We start from the raw sequence: 26,120 nt of genomic DNA, 5'->3' as shown, positions 1-26,120 counted from the left end.
GCGCCCCTTGAGGAAATCTCGCGCTCATGCCAGCGCCCCGTTGAGGAACTCGAGGGCCTCGGTGAGCGCCTCCGGGGTCGCGGCACATGTGATCTTGTCGTCGCCGCCGTTGCCGCCGAACCTGCCGATGGCGGTCGACAGGCTCGGCGTGGTGCGCCCGCACCGGCACGCCGACCAGTCGACCGTGACCTCGTCGCCGGAGACGAACCCGCCCCAGTGCACGTCGGCCATGAGGTCGAGGAAGGCCGCCCGGCCCGTCCGCACCCCGCTGCGCGGCAGCGGATCCCCGGTCTCCGGGTCGAGGACGTAGAGGATCACCCAGGGCTCGATGTGGTAGCGCTCCGCGTCACAGAGCAGGTTGACCGCCATCACCTCGGTCATCGCGTAGCAGAGTCGCACCCGGGGCACCCCGAAGAGGCGACCGACCGGCTCCGCCCAGTCGGCGGGCAGCGCCGTGCCCTTCGCTCCCCCGCCGGAGAAGACGAACGAGTCCGGCGCGAAGACGGCCTCGATGCCCCGGACCAGCCCGGCGGTCGCCATGGCGTGGTGGACGCTCCACAGGCCTAGCGAGGCCACGCGGCGCCCGCCGAGCGTGTCGGCCAGTTCCTCGACGAACCGCGCCATCCCCGCGCCGGTGGCCCGCTGCGCCTCCTCGAACTCCGCGCGGCGCGCCTTCAGCGCCGGCGGGATCTCCAGCCGGTCGACCTCGCCCCTGGCCGCCGCGGCGCGCAACCGGCCGGCGAGGAACATGACGTCGGCGCTGAGCGAGCCGGGGTGCAGGGCGTGGAACCGGTCGGGGGTGCCCGCCATCTGCTCCGCCATCGCGCCCGCGTGCCGGTCGATCCCGCCGCGCCCGGTACGGAATCCCGGCCAGACCACGTCCATGGGTTCCCGCCACGGCACGCCGTCGGGGAGCGCGTCCAGGCGCACCGTGCGGTACAGGGCCGCGTACTCCTGGCGGGTGTGCGGGACGAACGACATCGTGCCGGACGTGCCTGAGGAGTGGGCCGGCCGCAGGTCGGTCCGGGCGTCGAGGAGGTCCAGCCACGCGTCGATCGAGTCGCAGCCGGAGAAGTCGACGCCGCCGAGGTCGACGGTGGTGAGCCTGCCGAGCCAGGTCGCCAGCTGGTCGAACCGGTTGTCCAGGAGCAGGGAGACGGGATACGACTTGTAGACCGTGTGCGGGAAGAGCAGGGGCGCCGCGTCGTCCAGCGTCCCGATCTCCCCGATGCGCTGCTCGTCGGCGATGGTGCGCAGCACCGGGATCCGGTCGCGGAGCTCGGCGTAGCGCATCCGCAGCGCGGCGAGCTGCAGAGCGGCCAGCCGGTCGGGGGCGAGCGTGTGCATCCGCCATCGCGAGGGCCCGAAGAAACCGACGGGATCCTCCGCGAACAGGCGTACCTCGGTGTCCGCCGTCATGGGTCGCTCCTTCGCTGCTCGGCCAGATAGTCGGTGATGTCGGAGACCGTGGGACGGTTCCACAGCAGGCTCATCGGCAGGCTGATCCGCAGCCGCTCGGAGAGCGTCCGGCGCAGCATGACCGCCAGCAGCGAGTCGACGCCGATCTCCGCGAGCGGGCGCGCCGCGTCCACCGCCTCGGGGTCGGTACGCAGGGCGGCCGCGACCGCCCGCCGCACCTCGCCCCGCAGCAGGTCGGTGAGGGGGGCGCCGGACAGGTCCCGCCAGCCGGGGCCCTCGTCCGCGCCGGGGGCCGGGGGCGGGCCGGGGTCGCCGGCCAGGTCGCGCAGCAGCGGCGGCCGGAGGATGCCGGGGGTGACGGGCAGGACCCGCAGCACCGCCAGGTCGGCGTTGCCGGCCGGCCCGCCCGCGACCAGCGACTCCCACGCCAGGAGCGCCTCCGCCGGGGTGATGTCCGCCGTGCCCCGGGCGCGCAGCTCCGCGTCGACGACCGCCGAGGAGGCCGACATGCCCAGGCCGCGCCAGCTCGTCCAGGCGAGGGAGAGGACCGTCTCGTCTCCCCTGGCCCGCCGGTGCCTGGCCAGGCCGGACAGGAAGGCGTTCGCCGCCGCGTACGAGGCCTGCCCCGGGAGGCCCAGAAGCTGCCCGGCGGAGGAGAAGAGCACCAGGAAGTCCAGCGTCCCCGGCGGGAACGCCTCGTGGAGCGCGAGCGCCCCGGCCACCTTGGGCCGCATCACCGCCCGCAGCGCCTCCTCGTCGTACGCGCGCAGCAGCCGGTTGTCGACCACGCCCGCCGCGTGCACCACCCCGCGGACCGGCGGCAGGCCGAGCGCGCCGGGGTCGGCCAGCCGGGCGAGGGCGGCGGTGTCCGCGGTGTCGGCTATGTCCGCGGCGACCGTCCGCACGGTGACGCCCCTCGCCTCCAGGGAGCTGACCGCGTCGATCGCGTTCCGCGTCACCGGCTCGCGGACGGCGTCCCACCGGTCCCGGGGAGGCAGGGCGGTACGGCCCAGCAGGAGCAGCCTGCGGGCCCCCCGGCCGGCCAGCCATCCCGCGACGTGCAGGCCAAGGGCGCCCAGACCTCCGGTGACCAGGTAGGTGGCCCCGGCCCGGCACAGCGGACCCGGCCGCGCGGGCCGCCGCCCCGTGACACGCTCTCGCGCCTCGGGGCGGTAGGGCACCAGGCGGGCACCGCTCGCGGCACCGTCCTCGACGGCGACGACGTCCTCCCGGCACCGGCTCCCCAGCAGCCGGACCAGGGCCGAGAGGTCGTCGTCGCCCGGTTTCCCCGGCAGGTCGACGAGACCGCCCCACACCTCGGAGTACTCCGTGGCGGCCACCCGCGCCAGTCCCCACAGCGCCGTCTGCGCCAGCCCCGCCGCGCTCTGCGGCTCCCTGGCCGAGGAGGTGACGCACCACAGCCGGGCCCGGCCGGCCTCGCCCAGCAGCCGCGCGGTCTCCGCCAGGCGCGCTGCCAGCCGGGTCGCGGTCGCCGCGATGTCCTGACCGGTCTCCATCGAGTCCGTCACGGACGGCGCGGGCGGCAGCAGGACGACCGCGTCGTCCTGCGTCAGGCAGGGGAGCAGCGCGCGGAGCCCGTCGAGCCCGTGGGATCCGGCGCGTCCGTCGAACCCGTCGCGCCCGGCAGGCCCATCGGAGCCGTCACTCCCGTCGTGCCCGCCACTCCCGTCATGCCCGTTATGCCCGGGGACCGTGTCGAACCGGATGCCCCGCCGCGTGAGAAGCCCGCCGAGAGCGTGCGCGAGGCCGTCCCCGTCGCCCGGCGCCGTGCTCGTGCCTGTTCCGACCAGTACCACCCGGTGCGGCGCCACGCCGGACGCGCCGTCCGGTGACAGGGCCAGCGGTTTCCAGACCACCTCGTGCAGGAGGTCGCCCGTCCCCGTCCCGACCGCCGGGTCCGGCTCGGGCTCGGGGGTGGTGTAGCGCACCCCGCGCAGGACGGCCACCGTCCGTCCGCCGAGGGTGGCGACGCGGATGTCGACCGTGTCCGGCCCGGTGGTGGTCACGCCGACCAGGACCCTCTCCTCCGCGGGCGGGTCCGTGACCAGGGTCGCCTCGGCGATCCGCACCGGCATGCGCAGCTCGGCGCGGCCCGCCGCGGCGACGGCCGCGACGCCTCCGGCCGAGAACGCGGCGTCCAGGATCGACGCCCAGGTCGGCCGGGGCAGGGTGCCCTCCGGGTCCGCCGCCACCAGTGCCGTCAGCGTGCGCGGGCCGCGGCGCAGTTCCTCGATCCGCCAGGGGAAGCCCATCGCCGCCACACCGACCCCGGCGAGCGTGTCCACCACCCAGCCGGCATCGACGACCTCGTCGTCCGGCCCCCCTCCCGGCCCGTTGTCCGGCTCACCGCCCGGCGTGCCCGCCGGTTCGCCGGCCGACCCTGCGTCCAGCCCCTCGTCCGGCTCGCCACCCGGCGCGCCCGCCGGTTCGCCGTCCGGTCCGTTCTCCGGCCCGCCACCCGGTCCGGAGAACGGCCCGCCGCCCCGCCGGGCCGCCTCCACGTCGCCGGACGCCTCGATCCCGTCGCCGAGCAGGGCGGCGCAGTGGGTGAGCCACCCCTCGCCGGGATCCCGGTGGCCGTGGTCCGCGCCGGGTTCCGGAGGGTGTTCCCGGCGGCCGGCGGTGAGGCGGGAGGAGAGCCTGAGCGTCCCGTCCTGGTGAACCACCTGGAGCTCGCGCGACACGGCCGTGGTGACGGGAACCCGCATCTCCACCTCGCGCAGGGTGCCCGCCCCGCCCCGCCCGGCCCGCCCGGCCCCCTCGGCCCCCTCGGCCTCGCGGATCGCCGTGGCCGCCTCGAGGAAGGTGTTCAGCAGCACGGCGGCGGGCACGATCTCCGTACCGCGCACGGGATGGGCGCCGGGGAACGGCCGGGTGGAACGATCCAGAACCGTCCGCCACACATCGGCCCGGGAGATGGCGAACACCGCCGTCCGCGCCCCCAGCAGGGTGTGACTCTCCGGGACGTGAGGCCTCCCGGCCGTCTCGGGAAGCTCGTGCCCGGCCCAGTGGCGCACGTGCAGCCAGGCGTTCGCCGGCAGGTCGACGAGCTCGCCCGCCCCCTGGAGCGCGCTCCAGTCCACCGGTACGCCGTGGCAGTGCAGCAGGGCGACGTTGCCCGCCATGGCGCGGAGCCCGTCCTCGCCACGACGGAGGCTGTGCGCCACGACGGCGTCCTGGATCCCCGCCGACCCGAGCGTCTCCACGATCGAGTGGCACACCACCGGGTGCGCGGAGACCTCCAGGAACGTCCGGTGGCCGTCCTCGGCCGCGGCGAGGACGGCGTTCGCGAAGAGCACCGGGTCGCGCAGGTTGGCCTCCCAGTAGGAGGCGTCCCGCGCGGCCGGGTCGCGGGGGTCGGGCAGCGCGGTCGTGTAGAGCGGGACGGCGGGCCCGGCCGGGCGGAGGCCGGCGATCGCCGCGCGCAGGCCGGCGCGGAGCGGGTCCATCTGCGGGCTGTGGAAGGCGACGTCGGAATCGACCCGCCGGACCTCGACGCCGTCGCGCGCCCAGCACGCGGCCAGCCGTTCCAGCGCCTGCGGCGTACCGGCCACCACCGTGGAGTACGGCGAGGCGGCGACGGCCGCCGACACCGTGCCGACGCCCGCCACCTGGCGGGCCACCTCCTCGTACGGCAGCGAGACCATGGCCATCGCCCCGCGTCCGGTGACCCGGGACAGCAGCCGCGAACGGCGGCAGACCAGCCGGGCCCCGTCCGCCACGTCGAGCGCTCCGGCGGCCACGGCGGCGGCGATCTCCCCCACCGAATGGCCGACCACGGCCGAGGGCCGGACACCGGCGGAACGCCAGAGCGCGGCGAGCCCCACCTGGACGGCGTACAGCAGCGACTGGACGCGTCCGGTGCCGCCCAGCTCGCCCGCCCGGAGCGCCGACACCGGGGAGAAGCCCATCTCCACCCGGTAGATCGGGTCCAGCCGTTCGATCACCTCCGCGAAGGCGGGCTCCGCGGCCAGCAGGTCCCGGCCCATGCCCGCCCACTGGGCACCGTGGCCGGAGAACACCCACACCGGGTCGCGTCTCCCCCGCGGCGGCACCCGGGCGGAGACGACGCCCCGGGGCGCGCCGGGGGTGTCGCGGGCCAGGGAGCGCAACCGGTCGACGAGCTCCGTCCGGTCCGCGGCCACCACGGCCGAGCGGGCCGCCAGGTGGGACCGGTGGCGGGCCAGCGTCCCGCCCACGGACGCCAGGTCGGCCCGCTCGTGGGCGTCGAGCCAGTCGGCGAGCCGTCCGGCGGCCAGGCGCACGGCGGCCGGGTTCGCGCTCGACAGCGGGTACACCCGCACCGGCCCGCGTCGCGGGACCGGCTCGCGGGCCGGGTCGGGAGCCGGGTCGGGAGCCGGGTCGGGGGCCGGGTCGGGGACCGGCTCAGGGGCCGGGTCGCGGGTCTCCGGGAGCGCGGCGAGGTCCGCGGGGACGGCGTCCTGGGCGGCGCCTTGGACGTCCTGTTGGAGAACGATGTGCGCGATCGTGCCGCCGTACCCGTATCCGGCGACTCCCGCGCGCCGGGGGCGGCCGGTGGAGGGCCACGGAGTCGTCGTGGTGACCAGCCGAAGGCCGTTGTCACCCCATGGAACGGCCGGGTTCGGCCCGGACAGCATCGGGGTGGCCGGGATGACACCGTGCCCGATCGCGAGCACCGCCTTGATGAACCCCGCGACCCCGGCGGCGGCCTCGAGATGCCCGATGTTGGACTTCACCGAGCCGACCAGGCAGGGGCCCGCGGTCGCGCGGCCGGCGCCGAGCACCGAGGCCAGCGCGCCCGCCTCGACGGGATCGCCGACCGGCGTGCCCGTTCCGTGGGCCTCGACGTAGTCGACCGTGTCCGGGCCGGCGCCCGCGCTCCGGTAGGCGCGGCGCAGGAGATGCTCCTGGGCCTCGCGGCTGGGAGCCATGATGCCCTCGGTCCGGCCGTCCTGGTGCACGGCGCCACCGATGATCACGGCGAGGACCCGGTCCCCGTCGCGCCGGGCGTCGCCGAGCCGCTTGAGGACGACGACCCCGGCTCCCTCGCCCCGCCCGTATCCGTCGGCCCGCGCGTCGAACGCCTTCGAGCGCCCGTCGGGGGAGATCGCTCCCGCGGCGTCCAGGACCACGCTGTATCCGGGGCCGGCCAGCACCACGACCCCGCCGGCGAGCGCGAGCGGGATCTCGCCGAGCCGGAGGCTCTGGCACGCCTGGTGGATCGCCACCAGGGATGACGAGCAGGCCGTGTCCAGCGCCACGCTCGGGCCGCGGAGATCGAGCGCGTGGGACACGCGGTTCGCGACGCCGCAGTGCGAGGCGCCGACCCCCGTCCACGCCTCGATCCGCGGCAGGTCCTCCAGCAACCGGCGCCCGTAGTCGTCGGCGGAGACGCCGGCGAAGACGCCCGTGTCGGATCCGGCGAGGTCCGCGGGCGGGATGCCGGCGTGCTCCAGCGCCTCCCAGGCGACTTCGAGAAGGATGCGCTGCTGGGGGTCCATCAACCGCGCCTCACGCGGCGAGATGCCGAAGAATTCACTGTCGAATCCCGATATGTCGGTCAGGAAGCATCCGCGAGCCGTGGTCCGGCGGAGGACCGCCGCGTCCTCGGGGCCGCGGTCCGCGTAGCGTGCCCACCGGCCGGCGGGAACCTCGCCGACCGCGTCTCCCCCGTCGAGCAGGAATCTCCAGAAAGCCGCCGGGGAGTCGATCCCCGCGGCGAACCGGCATCCGAGGCCGATCACCGCTATCGGTTCGCGGGCGGTGGGCACACGAGCCTCCCTTCCGGAGGTTCCGACGGAGACAAAAGGCTCCTGGCGCGGCCGGAGAATCACGCCAGGAGCCTTTTCGACGTCAACGGTTCGTCAAAACCGGACGGACCGTCGAAGGGCCGTCAACAGGTCAGAGCTTCACCCGGTTGCCGTCCCAGATGTCCTTCTCCCAGATATCGCCGAAAAGCCAGTTTCCCGGGGCGTCGGGGTCGAGGCTCGTATAGAACTCCTTCCACGCGATGACGAGTTCGTCGACCGAGAGATTTCCGTTTCCGTTCACGTCGAGCCTCGCGAAGGAGATGCGGCTGTTCTCCTCGGACGTGCCGAACGCCTTGTGGAACCTGGCGAACTCCTCCGCTCCGACCGTGCCGTTGTCGTTCTTGTCGCAGAGGTTCCACAGGGCCTGCGCGGCCGGCCGGAACGCCGTCTCGAAGCCGTTGGGATCGTCGATCCAGGCCTGCCGCATGCCCTCCCTGAACTCCTCCGGGGTGATCTTGCCGTCGTGGTCGGCGTCGAGCTTGCCGGTGAGATGCTGCCAGAACTGGCCGAAGCTGCGGAGCAGCTCAAGGGCCTTGGGCGAGTCGAAGGGCTCCTCGAGGTAGGCGATGACGCGCGCGCCGAGCGCGATGCAGTCGGCCATCTCCAGGATGCCGTCGTCGTTCTGGTCGCCGTGTCCGAAGCACACGTCGTACTTGCGCTCGATGAGGTCGCGTTGCAGGAGTTCCACCACCGTGACACCACTTTCTCGCCGATGGCCGTGAAGAATGACGGCCGATTTGAATTCGACGACGGCTTGTCGCCGCCGGTATTGCCAGCGATGAATAATGAGCGCAGGGGGCCGCCCACGGTTCATGCCATTTCCGTGAGCATCAAGTTTCCCCTGATCAGCGGCACCTACGGTTGATTATTATTGCGTCAAACGGGCTTCGTCAAGACGGCCGATACATTTCTTTTGCGAGCCGTAAAGGCCGCGTATCGTCCGATATATCACTACAAAGAATAGGAAATTAAATGGACGTTCATCGCAACCCGCGGGCGCGCCTACCGGCCACGTCCGCGACCGGTCCCGCCGTCCGCACGGCCCTCACCGCCCCCGGCGGGCGCGACAGGCGCGGCGATCTTAGGGTGGGAGCGAACCGCGATCCGAGGAGCCCTCGTGAACGACCTGCCCATCTGCGCCACCTGCGGGGTCCAGTACGCCGCCCCCCGGGAGAACTGCCCGATCTGCGAGGACGAGCGGCAGTACGTCGGCTGGGAGGGGCAGCGCTGGACCTCCCTGAACGAGCTGCGCGCGACCGGGCACCGCTCACTGGTCGCCGAGGAGGGCGCCGGGGTGGTCGGGGTCGGCACCGACCCCGCCACGGCCATCGGGCAGCGGGCGCTGCTGGTCCGCACGCCCGGCGGCAACGTGCTGTGGGACATGGTCACCCACCTCGACGACGAGCTGGTCGGGCAGGTCACCGAGCTCGGCGGGATCGACGCCATCGCGATCAGCCACCCGCACTTCTACGGCTCGATGGTGGAGTGGGCGCACGCCTTCGACGCGCCGATCCACATCCACGCGGCCGACCGCGACTGGGTGGGCCGCCCCGACGACTCCGTCGTGTTCTGGGAGGGCGACACCCACGAGATCGGCGAGGGGCTGACACTGATCAACGCGGGCGTCCACTTCGACGGCGGCCAGGTCATGCACTGGCGCGACGGCGAGGAGGGCCGGGGAGCCCTGTTCTCCGGCGACATCCTCCAGGTGGTCCAGGACCGCCGCTGGGTGAGCTTCATGTACAGCTACCCCAACCTCATCCCCGAGCGTCCCGGTACGATCCGCCGCGCCCTGTCGCTGCTGGAGCCGTACTCCTTCGAACGCGTCTACGGCGGCTGGTGGAAGCGGATCGTGCGCACCGACGGCGCCGAGGCCGTCCGCCGCTCCGCCGACCGCTACCTCTCCCATGTCCTGGACGGCCGATCGGGGTGAGACGGGCTTCTCACCGACGAGACAGACCCCGGGCGAGGCGCCGGAGCAGAGCCTGCGTGGTGAGGGACCGGAAAAGGCATTCCGCTCCCTCACCACTGGAGCTCCGGGAGAACCCCGGAGCCCGGGCTCAGAAGTACTTCGAGGTGAGGTCGGCCGTCGGCCAGGAGGTCACCGCGCGCGCCGTCTGGCTGAGGAGCGGGTCGAGCACGTCGAAGTCGGGCGTTCCCTCCTCCTCGCGGCGGTTGAACGTGGCGCAGTAGGAGATCCCGCCGCTCAGCCGGGCCAGGTAGGTGAACGTGCCGGGCATCGAGCCCGAGTGCCAGGTGTTGATGCCGCTGCCCGAGGTCCGGACCCACCAGCCGCCGCCGTACCAGGCCCCGCCGGAGTTGACGCCGGTCTCCGGCTTGGCGAACAGCTTCGCGATCGAGGTGGCGTTCAGGACCGGACCGGCGGCGTCGAAGATCATCGCGAACTTCACCATGTCGACCGCCGAGGCGGTCCAGCCGCCGTTGGCGTCCTGGTTGGGCATGTTGAAACCGCCGTAGGGGTACGGCACGACGGTGCCGGAGTCGTCCACGACGGACTTGTTGGTGTACTTCGAGACGTAGTTCACCTCGCCCGCGGGCGACTCCGCCCGCAGGCTGCTGCCGAGCCGCATCCTGGTGACCCCGGCGGGCGCGAGGAGTTTCTGCTTGACGTACGACTCGTACCTCGTGCCGGAGATCTTCTCGATGATCCGCCCGAGCAGCGCGTAGCCGTAGTTGCAGTAGACCATCTTGGAACCGGGGTCGAAGTCGAGGGGGCGGGCCGTGGAGTAGCGGATGATGTCGTCGTGGCCGATCGGCAGCGGCACGTCGAGCGCGGCGGAGATCGTGTGGTCCAGCCAGAGCCGGTCCTTGGAGACCGCGGTGTCCCAGCCGCCCAGGTGCTGCATGAGCCTCAGCACGGTCACCTCGGCCAGCCTGGGGTCGGCCGCCGCCGAGAGCCCGAGCAGCGTGGTGACCGGGGCCGAGAGGCTGAGCCTGCCGTCCTGGACCAGCCGCATGATCGCGGCGCAGGTGATGTGCTTGCTCAGGCTGGCGACGCGGAACAGCGAGGTCGGCTGCACGCGCACGAGGCTCGTTATGTTCTGGGCGTTGCGCACCGAGTACACCCCGTACCCGCGCGCCAGCAGGATCTTGCCCTTCCGCGCGACCGCGAGCTGCGCGCAGCCGATCTCGCGCTCCGTGATGTACTTCTTCATCACGTCGTCGAAGCTCTTCAGCGCCGCGGGGACGACCCCGCTGACGAGCGGCCCCCTCGCCGCCGCCCGCGCGGGCCCCGCGCCCAGGGCGAGCGCGGGCACGGCTCCGACGCCCGCCTGGAGAAGCCGCCGTCGCGTGACCCCGTTCATACTTGCCGTCACTGGTGACCCCCACGTCACATAAGTGTCATGAAGGCCCATATATTACGGATCTTCCTGACACTTCGTGCGGGTGATCAGGACGATTCTCCGGACCGTGACCACCGCGTCCGCCCCGGGGAAGGCGTGATCAGCCGCGCAGACCCTTCAGGCGTCCGTACCCGGCCGCGGCCGGCGACCGGGGCCGGTTCCGCCGCGCGGACCGGCGAGACGGGCCGCCGGCCACGAACACACGCCTGCCAGCGCGACCTCCTGCTCGAAAGCGGTCTCCTACTCGAAAAGGGTGTGCCGTTCACCGCGCCGGCGTCTGCGGGCGATCCGGATCCCGACCACCACGATGTCCACCACGGCGACGACCGCCAGCACGGCCAGGGCCACGGCGAGCGCGGTGATCCCGGCCCACGCCGACAGCAGGGCCAGAGCCGTGCACACCACCAGGCCGAAGCCCGCCAGGAAGAGCCGTAGATTCAGCGCGCTCTTCGGGTGGTCGTGCGTTCCCGTCTTCTCGTCCATAAGGTCACCTCCGGGCAACCTCGCCCCCCTCGGCTCCCATGTTCGTTCGAGGGGGTGTGACCCGTCTCGTACCCAGGACGTCCCGCGCCACCCGCGGCGCCGTCGTGGCGACCGCGCCGGTTCACAGCGGACCCTCTTCCATCACGAAGAGTCACGAAGAGTCACAGCGTGGCGGGTCGCCGGAGCCGACCGCCGGATTCCATGTCCCGACGATGTCATTAGACAATCTTGTCCCATTTTGGGCTGTTTGGAGCTTATGTCGGGTATATCAGCATAAATTCGTTTTGGCGGGACATCGAAAACTACGGGAGACCGGCAAGGGGGAATGGGGCATGACGAGACCCACAAGTCTGGAACACCACCCCGATCTCATCGAGATGCGGGAAAGGTACGAACGAGCGGGCTCCAGTTCGATAGCCCAGGTCATCGAGGGCCTGAGCCTCCTGGCGGGCCTGTATCTGGCGATCTCACCCTGGGTGGTCGGCTTCAACGGCCTGTCCAGGCTCACCGTGAGCAACCTCGTCACCGGTATCGCGGTCGCCGCCCTGGCCCTCGCCTTCGCGTCCGCCTACGGCCGGACGTACGGGATCAGCTGGGTCGCGCCGGTCATCGGGATCTGGACCATCATGGCTCCCTGGATCACCGGCTCGGCGACGAGGGGGAGCATCTGGAACAACGTCATCACCGGCATCGTCATCCTGCTGCTCGGCCTGGGGGCCGCGGCGATGGCCTCCAAGAAAATGACCAACATGTCGCAAAGAAGAGGCATGTCTCACATGGGCGACACGTCCAATAGATCGGACATGCCGCACAGGCCCGACATGCCCAACAGGCCCTAGTCAAGGCGCGGCGCGCGGCGTAGGCCGCCCCGGGAGCGCCCGGCCCCGCCCCTCGGGCTCCCGGCGAATCGCGGCCACGGCACGCGAAAGACCCCCGTGAGGATCTCCCACGGGGGCCTTTCAGGCGTGCGTATCGGTGCCGCCGGACCGTACGGGCGAGGACCCGGCTAGTAGATCGGGCGCGAGGAGGAGCGCAGCCGCTCCAGGGCCTCGGCCAGGATCTGCGCGCCGTCCTTGTCGCTGCGGCGTTCCTTCACGTACGCGAGGTGCGTCTTGTAAGGCTCGTTGCGCGGCGGCGCGGGCGGGTTGGCCTCGTCCTGACCGGCGGGGAGGCCGCACCGGGGGCAGTCCCAGAACTCGGGAACGGCCGCGTCGCTGGCGAAACTGGGGCGCGTCTCATGCATGTTCGCGCACCAGAAAGGCACCCGAACACGGGGGGCCGCCTCGCCGCGCTCCGCCTCCCCCATCGGGCCGGCACCGACACGGCTGCCACGGATCGCGTTGCCACTACCCACGGATGAACTCCTTGCTCGATGGCCCCGACGCTTGGGGATGCGGGGACTGAACCACTGTCACGCCTGTTGAAACCGGGTCAGGGCCGAAGAAGCAGGCCCAGCGCGATGATGCAGACGAACCAGACGACACCGGTGATGACGGTGAGCCTGTCAAGGTTGCGCTCCACCACGGAGGAGCCTCCGAACGACGACGAGAAACCGCCACCGAACAGATCCGAGAGACCACCGCCCTTGCCCTTGTGGAGCAGGACGAGCAGCATCATCAGCAAGCTCGACAGGATGAGGGCGATGGAGATTCCGATTGTCACCGTTGACCTGTTCCCTATGTGCGCGTGACCCGCGTCCGGGCACGACCCGTGATGTACGCCGAAGGCGCGACGATTCAAACTTGCTCTAAGAGGGTATGACGTGCTGTCAAGTCGTACCCACCGAATGGCTCAGTCAGCTCGACAATTCGCCAAAACGGCAAATCTTGACGAACTCCCCGGGGTCGAGGCTCGCGCCACCGATCAGGGCACCGTCGACGTCAGGCTGGGCCATGATGCCGGCGATGTTGTCAGACTTGACCGACCCACCGTAAAGGATACGGACACCGGCGGCCACTTCGGCGTCGTACAGCTCGGCGAGTCGCGCCCGGAGTGCCCCGCAGACCTCCTGCGCGTCGTCCGGGGTGGCCACCTCGCCGGTGCCGATCGCCCACACCGGCTCGTAGGCGAGCACGACGGAGGCGGCCTGCTCGGCGCTGACCTTGCGGAGCCCGCCGTCGAGCTGGGCGACGCTGTGGGCCACCTGGCCACCGGCCCTGCGGACCTCCAGGCCCTCCCCCACGCACAGGATGGGGGTGAGCGAGTGCCGGTAGGCCGCCTGCACCTTGGCGTTGACGACGTCGTCGTCCTCGCGGTGGTACTGGCGGCGCTCGGAGTGCCCGGCGAGCACGAAGGTGCAGCCGATCTTGGCGAGCATGGCCCCGGAGATCTCGCCGGTGTAGGCGCCTCCGTCGTGCTGCGACAGGTCCTGCGCGCCGTAGACGATCCGCAGCTTGTCGCCGTCCACCAGGGTCTGCACGCTGCGCAGGTCGGTGAACGGCGGCAGCACGGCCACCTCGACCCGGTCGAAGTCCTTGTCGTTCAGCCCGAAGGCGAGCTTCTGGGTGTGCGCGATGGCCTCGAGGTGGTTGAGGTTCATCTTCCAGTTGCCTGCCATGAGCGGCTTGCGAGGTGTGCTCATCGTTCGCTCACCACTCCCTGTTGACTACGCGGACGGCATCGGTCGTCGACCGGCCACTCCGCTCACCGCGTGGGTTCACTTCTACCGCTCCAGCGCCACGAGTCCGGGGAGGGTCTTGCCCTCCAGGTATTCGAGGCTGGCCCCGCCACCGGTGGAGATGTGCGAGAACCCGTCCTCGGCCAGGCCGAGCCTGCGCACGGCGGCGGCCGAGTCTCCACCGCCGACGACGGTGAAGGCCTCAGAGGCGATCAACGCCTCGGCGACCGCGCGAGTTCCGCCGGAGAAGGCCTCGAACTCGAAGACGCCCATCGGGCCGTTCCAGAACACCGTTTTGGCGTCGGCCAGCTTGCCCGCGAACAGCTCGCGGGTGCGCGGGCCGATGTCGAGTCCCTCGCGGTCGGCCGGGATCGCGGTGGCGTCGACCACCTCGTACTCGGCGTCCTCGGCGAACTCGACGGCCGCCAGGACGTCGACCGGAAGGACGATCTCCACGTCGCGCTTGCCCGCCTCGTCGAGGAAGCCGCGCACCTTGTCGAGCTGGTCCTCCTGGAGCAGCGACCTGCCGACCTCGTAGCCCTGGGCCTTCAGGAAGGTGTAGGCCATGCCGCCGCCGATGAGCAGCCGGTCGACCTTGGTGAGCAGGTTGCCGATGACGCCGAGCTTGTCGGAGACCTTGGCACCGCCGAGCACCACGACGTACGGCCGCTCGGTGTCGTCGGTCAGCTTCCTGAGCACCTCGACCTCGGCCAGGACCAGCCGGCCCGCGGCGTGCGGCAGCAGGCCGGGCACGTCGTAGACGCTGGCGTGCTTGCGGTGCACCGCGCCGAAGCCGTCGCCCACGTAGACGTCGGCGAAGGCGGCCAGCTTGGCGGCGAACTCCGCCCGCTCGGCGTCGTCCTTGGACTCCTCGCCCGGTTCGAAGCGCAGGTTCTCCAGGAGGGCCACCTGGCCGTCCTGCAGGGCCTCCACGACCTCCTGGGCGGAGGTGCCGACCACGTCGGTCGCGAAGGCGACGTCGGCGCCCAGGAGCTCGCCCAGCCGCTTGGCGACGGGGGCCAGGGAGTATTCCGGGTTCGGCTTGCCCTTGGGGCGTCCCAGGTGCGCGACGACGACCACGCGGGCACCCCGGCCCGCGAGCTCCTTGATCGTCGGCACCGAGGCGCGGATGCGGCCGTCGTCGGTGATGACGTCCCCCTCCAGGGGGACGTTGAGGTCGGCGCGCACCAGGACGCGCCGACCGTCCACGTCGAACTCGGAGATGTCCTTCATCAGAGGTCGGCGCCGACCAGCTCGATGAGGTCGACGAGACGGTTGGAGTAACCCCACTCGTTGTCGTACCAGCCGACGACCTTGACCTGGTTGCCGATCACCTTGGTCAGGGGCGCGTCGAAGATGCAGGACGAGGGGTCGGTGACGATGTCGGAGGAGACGATCGGGTCCTCGCTGTAGGTGAGGTAGCCCTTGAGCTCGCCCTCGGCCGCGGCCTTGAGCGCGGCGTTGACCTCCTCGACGGTGGTCTCGCGGCCGACCTCGACGGTGAGGTCGGTGGCCGAGCCCGTGGGGATCGGCACGCGCAGCGCGAAGCCGTCGAGCTTGCCCTTGAGCTCGGGCAGCACCAGGCCGATGGCCTTGGCGGCGCCGGTCGAGGTCGGCACGATGTTGATCGCGGCGGCGCGGGCACGGCGCAGGTCGCTGTGCGGGGCGTCCTGCAGGTTCTGGTCCTGCGTGTAGGCGTGGATCGTGGTCATCAGACCCTTCTCGATACCGAAGGTGTCGTTGAGGACCTTGGCCATCGGCGCCAGGCAGTTGGTGGTGCAGGAGGCGTTGGAGATGACCGTGTGGCTGGCCGGGTCGTACTTGTCGTGGTTGACGCCCATCACCACGGTGACGTCCTCGTTCTTGGCCGGAGCCGAGATGATGACCTTCTTGGCGCCGTTCTCGGCGTGCACGCGGGCCTTGTTGGCGTCGGTGAAGAAGCCGGTCGACTCGACGACGACGTCCACGCCCAGGTCGCCCCAGGGCAGCTTGGCGGGGTCGCGCTCGGCGAACGCCTTGATCGTCTTGCCGTCCACGATGATCTCGTCGGCGGTGCTCTTCACCTCGTACGGCAGGCGGCCGAGGATGCTGTCGTACTTCAGCAGGTGGGCGAGCGTGGCGTTGTCGGTCAGGTCGTTGACCGCGACGATCTCGATGTCCTTGCCGCTGGCAGCGACCGCGCGCCAGAAGTTGCGGCCGATGCGGCCAAATCCGTTGACGCCTACGCGGATGGTCACGGTGCCGATCTCCTCGTACGTCGGTGCGCCGGTCTCTCGGATCGGCGACTTGGGGCGGGCTGAAACCTCAACCACGAACCTTATCGGACCCAAATTGGCCTAGACCACTTGAGGGGGTGCTCCGTTATTCGTTAACCCACGAACAGGTATCGCACCATTCAAGTAAAGTGCCCGACTCGTCACCGTAAATACCTCCAACCCCAAGAGGAACTGCCATGACAGACAACGATCCACACCTGGCGAATGGGCTCCTACCAGGCATTATCGCCGGTCTCCTGGCCACCGTCGCCGGTGCCGCGGCCTACGGCGCGCTCATCGCCTTCAGCGGGTACGAGATCGGATTCGCCGCGATCGGCGTCGGTCTCCTCGTCGGTCTCGCCATGATCGCGGTCAGGCCGACCAGCCCGGTACTGCCGCCGCTGGCCGCCTTCCTCTCCCTCGCCGGCGCCGCGCTCGGCCAGATCGCCGGGGCCGTCATCGTCTGGGTGCGGCTGTCCGGCGAGGACTACGGCTCCGCTGTCGTCCGGGTCCTCGACGCCTTCCCCGAGGCGCTCGGGAGCGACCCCGTGGCGCTGCTGTTCTGGGTGGTCGCCGCCTACGCGGGCTTCAGCTTCGTGAACAGGCGCGTCAAGGCCGCCCGCGAGGCCCACGACGCCCGCGCCTCGTCCGTCCCGCAGCCGGACGAGGCCGACCGGGTGAACTACTTCGAGCCCAAGAAGCAGCCCTGAGCGGCGGGCCTTTCCGCGGCCCGATCCGGACGGGGCCTACGGGGCCAGCATGTCGACGGTGAGATTGGCCTCGGTGTTGGGGATGCCGATGTCCTGGGCGCGCTTGTCGGCCATGGCCAGCAGGCGGCGGATGCGGCCGGCGATGGCGTCTTTGGTCAGGGGCGGGTCCGCGAGCTGACCGAGCTCCTCCAGGGAGGCCTGCTTGTGCTCCACCCGCAGGCGGCCGGCGATCACCAGGTGCTCGGGGGCCTCCTCCCCGAGGATCTCCAGGGCCCGCTGGACCCTGGCCCCCGCGGCGACCGCGGCGCGGGCCGAACGGCGCAGGTTGGCGTCGTCGAAGTTGGCCAGCCGGTTGGCCGTCGCACGGACCTCGCGGCGCATCCGCCGCTCCTCCCAGGCCAGCACGCTGTCGTGGGCGCCCAGCCTGGTCAGCAGCGCGCCGATGGCGTCGCCGTCACGGACCACCACCCGGTCGACGCCGCGCACCTCGCGGGCCTTGGCGTGGATCTTCAACCGCCGCGCGGACCCGACCAGCGCGAGCGCCGCCTCCGGCCCGGGACAGGTGACCTCCAGCGACATCGAGCGCCCCGGCTCGGTGAGCGAGCCGTGCGCCAGGAACGCCCCCCGCCAGGCCGCCTCGGCGTCGCAGGTCGCCCCCGCGACGACCTGGCGGGGCAGGCCGCGGACCGGGCGCCCGTGGTTGTCGATCAGACCGGTCTGGCGGGCGAGCGCCTCCCCGTCGCGGTAGACCCGCACGAGGTAACGCGAGCCCTTGCGCAGTCCGGCGGGGGCCAGGACGAGCACCTCCGCCTTGTGCCCGAAAACCTCACCGATGTCCTTGATCAGCCGCCGGGCGGTGACGTTGGTGTCAAGCTCGGCCTCGATCACGATCCGGCCGCTCACCAGATGCAACCCGCTCGCGAACCGCAGCAGCGTCGACACCTCGGCCTTACGGCAGCAAGGCTTCAGGACCGGCAGCCTGCTCAGCTCGTCCTTGACCACACCTGTCATCGCCATGCGCGTTCGTCCTCCCCCATACAGACCCCATGCGGCCCGAGATAAATCGGGCTCACAGAAGTTTCTCGCACTCCTGAGCACCGCTGACCAGGATCAACGCTTCTCACGGAAAATCTCGTCCAGGACGGAGGCAAGACGTTGTGCATCGTGTCGCGGGGAGCCGTCCTCGTCCGCCACGGAGGCGAGGACCAGCCTGCCGCCGAGGTCGGCCGCGGCCTTCTCCAGCTCGTCGCGGTCCTCGATCACCCCGGTGTCGGCGACGACGACGTCGATCTCCAGGGAGGGCGCGTGCTGGCGCAGCACCTCCAGGTGCTTCTGGGGGGAGAAGCCGTCGGTCTCCCCCGGCTGCGGGGCGAGGTTCAGCGCGACCAGGCGGCGCGCGCGGGTGGTGTGCAGCGCCTCGGCCAGCTCGGGCACCTTCAGGTGGGGCAGCACGCTGGTGAACCAGGATCCGGGGCCGAACACCACCCAGTCGGCGTCGAGGACCGCCTGGACGGCCTCAGGGCACGCCGGCGGATCCTCGGGAAGCAGCGAGATGGCCCGGACCCGGCCGGGGGTGAGGGCACAGGCCACCTGGCCGCGTACCGTGCTCACCTCGCCGTCCAGCTCGACCTCGGCGGCGATGTCGAGCGGCACCGAGGCCATCGGCAGCACCCGCCCGTGCGCGCCGAGCAGCCGCCCGAGCCAGTCGAGCCCGGAGACCGTGTCGCCGAGCCGCTCCCACAGCGCCACGATCAGCAGGTTGCCGATCGCGTGGCCGTGCAGGTCGCCCTCGCTGCGAAAGCGGTGCTGGACGACCTCGCTCCAGGTGCGCCCCCACTCGTCGTCACCGCACAGGGCCGCCAGGGCCATCCTCAGGTCTCCCGGGGGGAGCACACCGAGCTCACGACGGAGACGGCCGCTCGACCCCCCGTCGTCGGCGACGGTGACCACCGCCGTCAGCCGGGAGGTGACCCTCCGCAACGCCGACAGCGAGGCGTACAGCCCGTGTCCCCCACCCAGTGCGACGATCTTGAGACCTTCGTTCACTCCCGGCCCACATCCCGATGGCTCACCTGCACCTCCATGCCACCCCTATCGCGCAGCCGGCCGCCGATCTGCTCGGCCATGGCGACACTGCGATGCTTGCCGCCGGTGCAGCCGACGGCGAGCGTGGCGTAGCTCTTGCCCTCGCGGGTGTAGCCGGAGGCGATGATGGCGAACACCTCCTCGTAGGCGTCGAGGAGTTCCTTCGCACCCGCTTGGTTGAGAACGTACTCCCGTACGGGAGCGTCCAGTCCGTTCATGGGGCGAAGTTCGGGAACCCAGTGGGGATTGGGCAGGAACCGGCAGTCGACGACCAGGTCCGCGTCGACGGGCAGGCCGTACTTGTAGCCGAAGGAGACGACGTTGACCCGCAGGCCGGGGCGGTCCTCGCCGCCGAAGAAGGCGACGATCTTCCCGCGGAGCTCGTGGACGTTGAGGTTGGAGGTGTCGATCACCAGATCGGCGTTGGCCCGGACCTCGCGCAGGATGCCGCGCTCGCGGGCGATCCCGTCGACCAGGCGGCCGTCGCCCTGCAGCGGGTGCGGGCGGCGGACGTTCTCGAACCTGCGGACCAGCTCCTCGTCGCTGGCCTCCAGGAACACCACGCGCACGGCGACGCCGCGCCCCTCCAGCTCTTCGATCGCGCTGTTGAGGTCACTGGTGAAGGCCAGGCTGCGCACGTCGACCACCGCGGCCACCTTGTCGGCGGCCAGCTTGACCCGCCCCGCCTCCTCGGCCATGGCGAACAGCAGTCCGGGCGGCAGGTTGTCGATGACGAACCACCCCAGGTCCTCCAGGGCCTTGGCGGCGGTGCTCCGCCCCGCCCCCGACATTCCGGTGACGAGGACGAACGCGGGCTCTCTTTCGCTCATGGGTTCTGCCCCTTCAAGACCGACACGATCGTCTCGGCCGTTGAGGGGCCGATCCCGGGAACCTCGCAGATCTGCGCCGCGGTCGCCTCCCGCAGCCGCTTCACCGATCCGAAATGCTTGATCAACGCCTGCCTGCGGGCCGGCCCGAGACCGGGGACCTCGTCCAGAGCGCTTTCCTTGACGCTCTTCGACCGTTTGGATCGATGGTAGGCGATGGCGAAGCGGTGGGCCTCGTCGCGTACCCGCTGGAGAAGGTAAAGGGCCTCGCTGGAGCGGGCGAGGATCACCGGCAGGTCCTCGCCGGGCAGCCAGACCTCCTCCAGCCGCTTGGCCAGGCCGCACACCGCCACGTCGTCCACGCCCAGCTCGTCGAGCGCCCTGCGGGCCGCCGCGGCCTGCGCGGGACCGCCGTCGACGACGACCAGGTTGGGCGGGTAGGCGAACTTGCGCGGCTTGCCGGTCTCCGGGTCGATGCCCGGTGTCCGCGACCCCTCCCCCGGCTCTCCGGCGGCCTCCTCCGCGGGATCGGCCCCGGTCGCCGCGTCGAGCTCCCCGGTGGCGGAGCGCTCCTCCAGATAGCGCTTGAACCGGCGGGAGATCACCTCGTGGATGGAGGCGACGTCGCCCTCGGTGGAACGCACGGAGAACCTGCGGTACTCGCTCTTGCGGGCCAGGCCGTCCTCGAACACCACCATGGAGGCCACCACGTTGGTGCCCTGGATGTGGGAGACGTCGTAGCACTCGATGCGCAGCGGCACCTGGTCGAGGTCGAGTGCGTCGGCGACCTCCTGCAGCGCCCTGCTGCGCGCGGTCAGGTCGCTGGCCCGCTTCAGCTTGTGCTGCTTCAGGGACTCGACGGCGTTGCGCTCGACGGTCTCCATCAGCGACCTCTTGTCGCCGCGCTGGGGGACCCTGATCTCCACCCGTGCCCCGCGGTGCTCGCCGAGCAGCTCGGTGACCGCCTCGGCGTCGGGGGGCAGGACGGGCACCAGCACCTCCCTGGGCAGCGCCTCGGCGGCCGCGTCGCCGTACATCTGCAGCAGGAACTGCTCGACCAGCTCGCCCGGCGCGACCTCCTCGACCTTGTCGACCACCCAGCCGCGCTGTCCCCTGATCCGCCCGCTGCGAACGTAGAACACCTGGACGGCGGCCTCCAGCGGATCCTCCGCCAGGGCGACCACGTCGCAGTCGGTGTTGTCGCCGAGGACCACGGCCTGCTTCTCCATCGCCCGCTGCAGCGCCTGGACGTCGTCACGCAGCCTGGCGGCCCGCTCGTACTCCTGCGCGACGGCGGCCTCGCGCATCTCGCGCTCCAGCCGCTTGATGAACCGGCCGGTGTTGCCGGCCATGAACTCGCAGAAGTCGTCGGCCAGGTCCCGGTGCTCCTCGGCGGTGACCCTGCCGACGCAGGGGGCCGAGCACTTGTCGATGTAGCCCAGCAGGCAGGGGCGGCCGATCTGCGCGGCCCGCTTGAACACCCCGCCCGAGCAGCTCCTGATCGGGAAGACCCGCAGCAGCAGGTCGACGGTCTCCCTGATCGCCCAGGCGTGGGAGTAGGGGCCGAAGTAGCGGGTGCCCCTGCGCTTGGCGCCGCGCAGCACCTGGACCCGGGGGAACTCCTCCCCCATGGTGACCGCGAGGTAGGGGTAGGACTTGTCGTCGCGGTACTTGACGTTGAACCGGGGGTCGTACTCCTTGATCCAGGAGTATTCGAGCTGGAGCGCCTCGACCTCGGTGCCGACGACGGTCCAGTCGACGTCCACGGCCGTCGTGAGCATGGTCTGGGTGCGCGGGTGCAGGCCCGCGAAGTCGGCGAAGTAGGAGTTGAGCCGCTGGCGCAGGCTCTTGGCCTTGCCGACGTAGATGACCCGGCCCTCGGCGTCCTTGAACCGGTAGACGCCCGGGGACTCGGGGATGGACCCCGGCTTCGGCCGGAAACTCACCGGACCACCCACAGATCTCGCCACACGGAAAGACTATCGGCCCGGACCGACAGGTTTCCTTACAGCTTTCCTCGCCGATCCTCCCGCCCGGGCCTTCGCCGCGGTCCTCGGCTCTCTTCGCCGATCCTCCCGCCCGGGCCTTCGTCGCGGTTCTCCCGCCCGGCCGGGGCGGGCCACACCCTCATGCGGCGCCCGTCGCCGCGCGGGGTGACCCGGGCCGGGCCGTGCGAGGGACGCCGCGTGGCACCCGGCCCCCCGCCGGGACGTTCCTCCCGGCGGCGGGCCCGCGGCCGGATTCAGGCGAGGACGATGGAGTCGCCGTCCACCTTGATCGCCTTCTCCTCCAGCGGCTTGTCGGCCGGGCCGTTCGCCACGGAACCGTCAGTGATCTTGAACTTGCTGCCGTGGCACGGGCAGTCGATGGTGCCGTCCGCGATCTTGTCGACATCACACCCCTGGTGGGTGCAGACGGAGCTGAACGCCTTGAACTCCCCCGCGGTCGGCTGGGTGATCACGATCTTCTCGTCCTTGAAGACCTTGCCGCCCCCCTCGGGGATTTCCGCGGTCTTGGCCAGGGCGTTCGCCCCGGAGCTCCCCTCGGCACCCGCGCTCGTCTCGGCCGCCTCAGGCGCCTGCGAGGCGGCGGTCGCGGACGTGTCCGCGCCGTCCGCCGCGGGCTCTCCGTATCCCGCGCACGCGGTCAGCACCGCGGCCATCCCGGCCCCTCCGGCGCTCAATATCACGGTACGACGTGTCGTCTCAGTCATGAATATCCTCCAGAATCATCATCTTCAGGTACGGCTGGAACCCCGATGACGGTTCAGCATGCCGTACGTCTTGTCAGGAGACTGTGAAGAATTACCGCCTCGGCCCTCTTTCCGGGCCATCCGGAGAATCCCCTGGAAACCGTCGGGGCGGGCTTCGCCCCCGGCGAACCGGCCCCGGCGCTCCCGAGCCCGCGCCTCCCCTGAGACGCGCCTCCCCTGGGAGGAGGACGGCGCGAACCGTCAGACCATGACGATCCCGTCGCCCTCGACCTTCAGCGCGTACTGGACCAGCGGCGCCTCCGCCGGGCCCTTGAGGCACTTGCCGGAGTCGGCGGCGAACTCGCTGCCGTGGCAGGGGCAGCGGATCACGCCGTCCCCGACCCTGCCGACCGCGCACCCCCGGTGCGGGCAGCTCGCCGTGAACGCCCTGAACACCCCCGAGGACGGCTGGGTGATCACGATCTTCCACTTGGTGATCACCTTGCCGCCGCCCACCGGGATGTCGGCGGTCCGCGCGATGACCTTCCCCTTGATCCCCGGCGGCACGATGGCGGCGGCCGACTCCCCGCCGCCGCACCCGGCCAGCGCCGCCCCGCACGCCACGGCTCCCGCGGCGGCGATCACCTGCCTGCGCGCGGGCATGGCGGAGGCCTCCTGCGTGCTCATCTCGGCCCTTCTCGCAACGTCGTCCCCGGATCGGAACCGGGCTCCGCGTCAAGGGTATTGACGGGGCGGCCCGGTCCGGAATCCGGCCTTCAGCTGCCGAGGATCTTGCTCAGGAAGCGTCCGGTGTGGCTCTCGTCGACCAGGGCGACCTCCTCGGGCGTGCCGACGGCGAGCACGCTGCCGCCCCGGGAGCCGCCCTCGGGGCCCATGTCGATCAGCCAGTCGGCGGTCTTGATCACGTCGAGGTTGTGCTCGATGACGATGACCGTGTTGCCCCCGTCGACGAGCTTGCCCAGGACGCCCAGCAGCCTGCGGATGTCCTCGAAGTGCAGGCCGGTGGTGGGCTCGTCGAGCACGTAGATCGTCCGACCGGTGGAGCGGCGCTGCAGCTCGGAGGCGAGCTTGACGCGCTGGGCCTCGCCGCCGGACAGGGTCGTGGCGGGCTGGCCGAGCCTGACGTAGCCCAGGCCGACGTCGTTGAGCGTCTTCAGGTAGCGCTTGATGGCCGGGATGGAGTCGAAGAAGTCCAGGGCCTCCTCGATCGGCATGTCGAGCACCTCGGAGATCGTCTTGCCCTTGTAGTGGACCTCCAGGGTCTCCCGGTTGTAGCGCGCCCCGTGGCAGACCTCGCAGGGCACGTAGACGTCCGGCAGGAAGTTCATCTCGATCTTGAGGGTGCCGTCTCCCGAGCAGGCCTCGCACCGGCCGCCCTTGACGTTGAAGCTGAACCGGCCCTTCTGGTAGCCGCGGACCTTGGCCTCGGTGGTCTGCGCGAACAGGTCGCGGACCTTGTCGAAGACACCGGTGTAGGTCGCCGGGTTGGACCGGGGCGTGCGGCCGATCGCCGACTGGTCGACGTGCACGACCTTGTCGACCAGGTCCATCCCGTTGACCCGCGCGTGGCGGCCGGGGACGGTGCGCGCGCCGTTCAGCTCCTTGGCCAGCGCGTTGTAGAGGATGTCGTTGACCAGGGTGGACTTGCCCGATCCCGAGACCCCGGTGACCGCGGTCAGCAGCCCCAGCGGGAACTCCACGTCGACGCCCTTGAGGTTGTGCTCGCGGGCGCCCTTCACGGTGATCTGCCGCTTCTTGTCACGCTTGCGGCGGGTGGCCGGGATCGCGATCGTCTTGCGGCCGGACAGGTAGGCGCCGGTCATCGAGTTCTCCGAGGCCAGCAGGTCGGCCACGGTGCCCGAGACGACGACCTGGCCGCCGTGCTCACCCGCTCCGGGGCCGATGTCGACCACCCAGTCGGCGGCGGCGATGGTGTCCTCGTCGTGCTCGACCACGATGAGCGTGTTGCCCATGTCACGCAGCCTGATCAGGGTCTCCAGCAGCCGCTGGTTGTCGCGCTGGTGCAGGCCGATGGAGGGCTCGTCCAGCACGTACAGCACCCCGACCAGGCCCGAGCCGATCTGGGTGGCGAGCCGGATGCGCTGCGCCTCGCCACCGGCGAGGGTGCCGGAGGCCCGGTCCATGGTCAGGTAGTCGAGACCCACGTCGAGCAGGAAGCCCATCCGGGCGTTGATCTCCTTGACCACCCGCTCGGCGATGTGCATGTCGCGGTCGGACAGCTTCAGCCCCGCCAGGAACTCCGCGCAGTCGCCGATCGACATCGACGAGACGTCGGCGATCGAGCGGCCGTCGACCGTGACGGCGAGCGAGACCGGCTTGAGCCTGGCCCCCTCGCAGGCCGGGCACGGGATCTCCCGCATGTAGCCTTCGTACTTCTCGCGCATGCCGTCGCTGTCGGACTCGCCGTGGCGGCGCTGCACCCAGGGGATGACCCCCTCGAAGGTGGTGTAGTAGGAGCGCTGGCGGCCGTAGCGGTTGCTGTAGCGGACGTGGACCTGCTCGTCGTGGCCGTACAGCAGGGCCTTCTGCGCCTTCTTGGGGAGCCGCTCCCACGGGGTGTCGAGACCGAAGCCCATGGTCAGGCCGAGCGCCTCGACCAGGCGTACGAAGTAATCGCTGGTGTGGCCGCCGGCCCACGGGGAGAGCGCGCCCTCGCCCAGCGGCCTCTCCGGGTCGGGTACGACCAGGTCGGGGTCGACCTCCATCCGGACGCCCAGGCCCGTGCACTCCGGGCAGGCGCCGAAGGGCGAGTTGAACGAGAACGAGCGAGGCTCCAGCTCCTCGAACGACAGGTCGTCGTAGGGGCAGTAGAGGTGCTCGGAGTAGAAGCGCTCGCGGTTGGGGTCGTCCTCGGGCAGGTCGACGAACTCCAGGGTGATCGTCCCGCCCGACAGGCTCAGGGCGGTCTCCACCGAGCCGGTCAGGCGGCTGCTCGCGCCCTCCTTCACGGCCAGCCGGTCGACGATCACCTCGATGTCGTGCTTCTCCTGCTTCTTCAGCGTCGGCGGCTCGTCCAGCCGGACCACCGTGCCGTCGACGCGGGCGCGGGCGAAGCCCTTCGCCTGGAGCTGGGTGAACAGCTCGGCGTACTCGCCCTTGCGGCCGCGGACCACCGGGGCGAGCACCTGGAAGCGGGTGCCCTCCTCCAGCTCCATGACCCGGTCGACGATCTGCTCGGGGCTCTGCCTGGCGATCGCCCGCCCGCACTGCGGGCAGTGCGGCTTGCCGATCCGCGCCCAGAGCAGGCGCAGGTAGTCGTACACCTCGGTGATCGTGCCGACGGTGGAACGGGGGTTGCGGCTCGTCGACTTCTGGTCGATCGACACCGCGGGCGAGAGCCCCTCGATGAAGTCGACATCGGGCTTGTCCATCTGCCCGAGAAACTGCCGCGCGTACGCCGACAGCGATTCGACATAGCGGCGCTGGCCTTCGGCGAAGATCGTGTCGAAGGCCAGGCTGGACTTGCCCGAGCCGGACAGTCCGGTGAAGACGATCAGAGAGTCTCGCGGCAGGTCCAGCGAGACGTCCTTGAGGTTGTGTTCACGTGCACCACGCACGATGAGGCGGTCAGCCACAGCAGTCCCGACGTCGTTGATAGAGGGTTGGAAGCGGTCGCGGGAAGACTAGCGAGAGGGGCCGACAATTTTCCGGACCGGCGTCCGGAGTCGTTTTCCCGCCCTCTCCAGCCTACGGCCTTCGCCCCGACATGGCAGGTGGCCCACGGTTTCAACGATGTGAACACCCCTCTTATGCCCCAACCGGCCCGCCGGGCGGAATGATGAGGGTGACGAGGGCAGGGCGCGCGCCGCCCG

General features: G+C 71.0%; 21 protein-coding genes. 4 read left to right on the top strand and 17 right to left on the bottom strand.

Features of this window, described 5'->3' with window-relative positions; translation table 11 throughout:
* Positions 1-24 precede the first annotated feature (24 nt).
* The 3 genes from AB0F88_RS20015 to AB0F88_RS20005 all read right to left on the bottom strand — a co-directional run bounded on the left by AB0F88_RS20015 (position 25) and on the right by AB0F88_RS20005 (position 7,920).
* A complete protein-coding gene (locus AB0F88_RS20015; protein WP_362685703.1) occupies positions 25-1,419 on the bottom strand; it encodes a hypothetical protein in 1,395 nt (464 codons plus the stop codon).
* Positions 1,416-7,193: a type I polyketide synthase gene (locus tag AB0F88_RS20010; protein ID WP_362685700.1), complete on the bottom strand. Its 5,778-nt coding sequence runs from the start codon at positions 7,191-7,193 to the stop codon at positions 1,416-1,418. Before AB0F88_RS20010 ends, AB0F88_RS20015 begins: the two co-directional genes overlap by 4 nt.
* 130 nt (positions 7,194-7,323) lie before the next feature.
* Positions 7,324-7,920 (bottom strand): hypothetical protein, encoded by a 597-nt coding sequence (locus tag AB0F88_RS20005; protein ID WP_362685697.1) that lies wholly within the window; start codon positions 7,918-7,920, stop codon positions 7,324-7,326.
* Between AB0F88_RS20005 and AB0F88_RS20000 the strand changes: the two genes are divergently transcribed.
* Both AB0F88_RS20000 and AB0F88_RS19995 read left to right on the top strand, forming a co-directional pair.
* Positions 7,906-8,097, top strand: coding sequence for a hypothetical protein (locus AB0F88_RS20000; protein ID WP_362685694.1), 192 nt, complete (start codon positions 7,906-7,908; stop codon positions 8,095-8,097). The genes AB0F88_RS20005 and AB0F88_RS20000 overlap by 15 nt on opposite strands.
* A gap of 252 nt (positions 8,098-8,349) precedes the next feature.
* Positions 8,350-9,165, top strand: a complete 816-nt coding sequence (locus AB0F88_RS19995; protein WP_362685691.1) for an MBL fold metallo-hydrolase — start codon at positions 8,350-8,352, stop codon at positions 9,163-9,165.
* Positions 9,166-9,292: 127 nt separating this feature from the next.
* On the opposite strand, the gene AB0F88_RS19990 is transcribed toward AB0F88_RS19995, so the two are convergent.
* Together AB0F88_RS19990 and AB0F88_RS19985 are read right to left on the bottom strand one after the other, a co-directional pair.
* Positions 9,293-10,558, bottom strand: a complete 1,266-nt coding sequence (locus AB0F88_RS19990; protein WP_362685688.1) for a serine hydrolase domain-containing protein — start codon at positions 10,556-10,558, stop codon at positions 9,293-9,295.
* Positions 10,559-10,837: 279 nt separating this feature from the next.
* On the bottom strand, positions 10,838-11,080 hold the full coding sequence (locus AB0F88_RS19985; RefSeq protein WP_362685685.1) for a DUF6343 family protein: 243 nt from the start codon (positions 11,078-11,080) through the stop codon (positions 10,838-10,840).
* 332 nt (positions 11,081-11,412) lie between these two features.
* Here AB0F88_RS19985 and AB0F88_RS19980 point away from each other — a divergent pair, with 332 nt between their 5' ends.
* Positions 11,413-11,919: an SPW repeat protein gene (locus AB0F88_RS19980; RefSeq protein WP_362685682.1), complete on the top strand. Its 507-nt coding sequence runs from the start codon at positions 11,413-11,415 to the stop codon at positions 11,917-11,919.
* 167 nt (positions 11,920-12,086) lie between these two features.
* Here the strand turns inward: AB0F88_RS19980 and AB0F88_RS19975 are convergent, their stop codons facing one another.
* The 5 genes from AB0F88_RS19975 to gap all read right to left on the bottom strand — a co-directional run bounded on the left by AB0F88_RS19975 (position 12,087) and on the right by gap (position 15,934).
* Positions 12,087-12,434, bottom strand: a complete 348-nt coding sequence (locus AB0F88_RS19975) for an RNA polymerase-binding protein RbpA (RefSeq protein ID WP_012892502.1) — start codon at positions 12,432-12,434, stop codon at positions 12,087-12,089.
* A gap of 77 nt (positions 12,435-12,511) precedes the next feature.
* Positions 12,512-12,742, bottom strand: a complete 231-nt coding sequence (gene secG, locus AB0F88_RS19970) for a preprotein translocase subunit SecG (RefSeq protein WP_030905020.1) — start codon at positions 12,740-12,742, stop codon at positions 12,512-12,514.
* Between the two features lie 133 nt (positions 12,743-12,875).
* The gene (gene tpiA, locus AB0F88_RS19965; protein WP_362685679.1) at positions 12,876-13,661 is read right to left on the bottom strand and encodes a triose-phosphate isomerase; all 786 of its coding nucleotides are present in this window, start codon (positions 13,659-13,661) and stop codon (positions 12,876-12,878) included.
* Between the two features lie 81 nt (positions 13,662-13,742).
* Positions 13,743-14,930 carry a phosphoglycerate kinase gene (locus AB0F88_RS19960; protein WP_362685676.1) on the bottom strand — a complete coding sequence of 396 codons (1,188 nt, stop codon included), beginning with the start codon at positions 14,928-14,930 and terminating at the stop codon, positions 13,743-13,745.
* On the bottom strand, positions 14,930-15,934 hold the full coding sequence (gene gap / locus AB0F88_RS19955; RefSeq protein WP_362685673.1) for a type I glyceraldehyde-3-phosphate dehydrogenase: 1,005 nt from the start codon (positions 15,932-15,934) through the stop codon (positions 14,930-14,932). Before gap ends, AB0F88_RS19960 begins: the two co-directional genes overlap by 1 nt.
* Positions 15,935-16,149: 215 nt before the next feature.
* Between gap and AB0F88_RS19950 the strand changes: the two genes are divergently transcribed.
* Positions 16,150-16,662, top strand: coding sequence for a hypothetical protein (locus tag AB0F88_RS19950; protein WP_362685670.1), 513 nt, complete (start codon positions 16,150-16,152; stop codon positions 16,660-16,662).
* Positions 16,663-16,698: 36 nt separating this feature from the next.
* Here the strand turns inward: AB0F88_RS19950 and whiA are convergent, their stop codons facing one another.
* The 7 genes from whiA to uvrA form a co-directional block, all read right to left on the bottom strand.
* On the bottom strand, positions 16,699-17,679 hold the full coding sequence (gene whiA, locus AB0F88_RS19945; RefSeq protein ID WP_329079024.1) for a DNA-binding protein WhiA: 981 nt from the start codon (positions 17,677-17,679) through the stop codon (positions 16,699-16,701).
* 93 nt (positions 17,680-17,772) lie between these two features.
* Positions 17,773-18,690: a uridine diphosphate-N-acetylglucosamine-binding protein YvcK gene (yvcK, locus tag AB0F88_RS19940; protein WP_362686706.1), complete on the bottom strand. Its 918-nt coding sequence runs from the start codon at positions 18,688-18,690 to the stop codon at positions 17,773-17,775.
* A 14-nt stretch (positions 18,691-18,704) separates the two neighbouring features.
* A complete protein-coding gene (gene rapZ, locus AB0F88_RS19935) occupies positions 18,705-19,577 on the bottom strand; it encodes an RNase adapter RapZ (protein ID WP_344920849.1) in 873 nt (290 codons plus the stop codon).
* The gene (gene uvrC, locus AB0F88_RS19930) at positions 19,574-21,532 is read right to left on the bottom strand and encodes an excinuclease ABC subunit UvrC (protein WP_362686703.1); all 1,959 of its coding nucleotides are present in this window, start codon (positions 21,530-21,532) and stop codon (positions 19,574-19,576) included. Before uvrC ends, rapZ begins: the two co-directional genes overlap by 4 nt.
* A gap of 284 nt (positions 21,533-21,816) precedes the next feature.
* Positions 21,817-22,287, bottom strand: coding sequence for a Rieske (2Fe-2S) protein (locus AB0F88_RS19925; protein ID WP_362685666.1), 471 nt, complete (start codon positions 22,285-22,287; stop codon positions 21,817-21,819).
* A 240-nt stretch (positions 22,288-22,527) separates the two neighbouring features.
* On the bottom strand, positions 22,528-22,953 hold the full coding sequence (locus tag AB0F88_RS19920; RefSeq protein WP_362685663.1) for a Rieske (2Fe-2S) protein: 426 nt from the start codon (positions 22,951-22,953) through the stop codon (positions 22,528-22,530).
* Between the two features lie 89 nt (positions 22,954-23,042).
* The gene (gene uvrA / locus AB0F88_RS19915) at positions 23,043-25,883 is read right to left on the bottom strand and encodes an excinuclease ABC subunit UvrA (protein WP_362685660.1); all 2,841 of its coding nucleotides are present in this window, start codon (positions 25,881-25,883) and stop codon (positions 23,043-23,045) included.
* Positions 25,884-26,120: the final 237 nt, after the last annotated feature.

It is taken from the genome of Streptosporangium sp. NPDC023963 (assembly GCF_040639135.1).
Lineage (GTDB): Bacteria > Actinomycetota > Actinomycetes > Streptosporangiales > Streptosporangiaceae > Streptosporangium.
The sequence above is the reverse complement of the archived record's forward strand: the minus strand, read 5'-3'. Positions and strand labels throughout refer to the sequence as shown.

Excerpts from the sequence above, each read along its gene's own strand:
- AB0F88_RS20015 (WP_362685703.1), bottom strand. The coding sequence starts at position 1,419 with ATGACGGCGGACACCGAGGTACGCCTGTTCGCGGAGGATCCCGTCGGT.
- AB0F88_RS19990 (WP_362685688.1), bottom strand. The coding sequence starts at position 10,558 with ATGAACGGGGTCACGCGACGGCGGCTTCTCCAGGCGGGCGTCGGAGCC.
- AB0F88_RS19985 (WP_362685685.1), bottom strand. The coding sequence starts at position 11,080 with ATGGACGAGAAGACGGGAACGCACGACCACCCGAAGAGCGCGCTGAAT.
- AB0F88_RS19980 (WP_362685682.1), top strand. The coding sequence starts at position 11,413 with ATGACGAGACCCACAAGTCTGGAACACCACCCCGATCTCATCGAGATG.
- tpiA (WP_362685679.1), bottom strand. The coding sequence starts at position 13,661 with ATGAGCACACCTCGCAAGCCGCTCATGGCAGGCAACTGGAAGATGAAC.
- AB0F88_RS19960 (WP_362685676.1), bottom strand. The coding sequence starts at position 14,930 with ATGAAGGACATCTCCGAGTTCGACGTGGACGGTCGGCGCGTCCTGGTG.
- AB0F88_RS19950 (WP_362685670.1), top strand. The coding sequence starts at position 16,150 with ATGACAGACAACGATCCACACCTGGCGAATGGGCTCCTACCAGGCATT.
- whiA (WP_329079024.1), bottom strand. The coding sequence starts at position 17,679 with ATGGCGATGACAGGTGTGGTCAAGGACGAGCTGAGCAGGCTGCCGGTC.
- rapZ (WP_344920849.1), bottom strand. The coding sequence starts at position 19,577 with ATGAGCGAAAGAGAGCCCGCGTTCGTCCTCGTCACCGGAATGTCGGGG.
- AB0F88_RS19925 (WP_362685666.1), bottom strand. The coding sequence starts at position 22,287 with ATGACTGAGACGACACGTCGTACCGTGATATTGAGCGCCGGAGGGGCC.
- AB0F88_RS19920 (WP_362685663.1), bottom strand. The coding sequence starts at position 22,953 with ATGAGCACGCAGGAGGCCTCCGCCATGCCCGCGCGCAGGCAGGTGATC.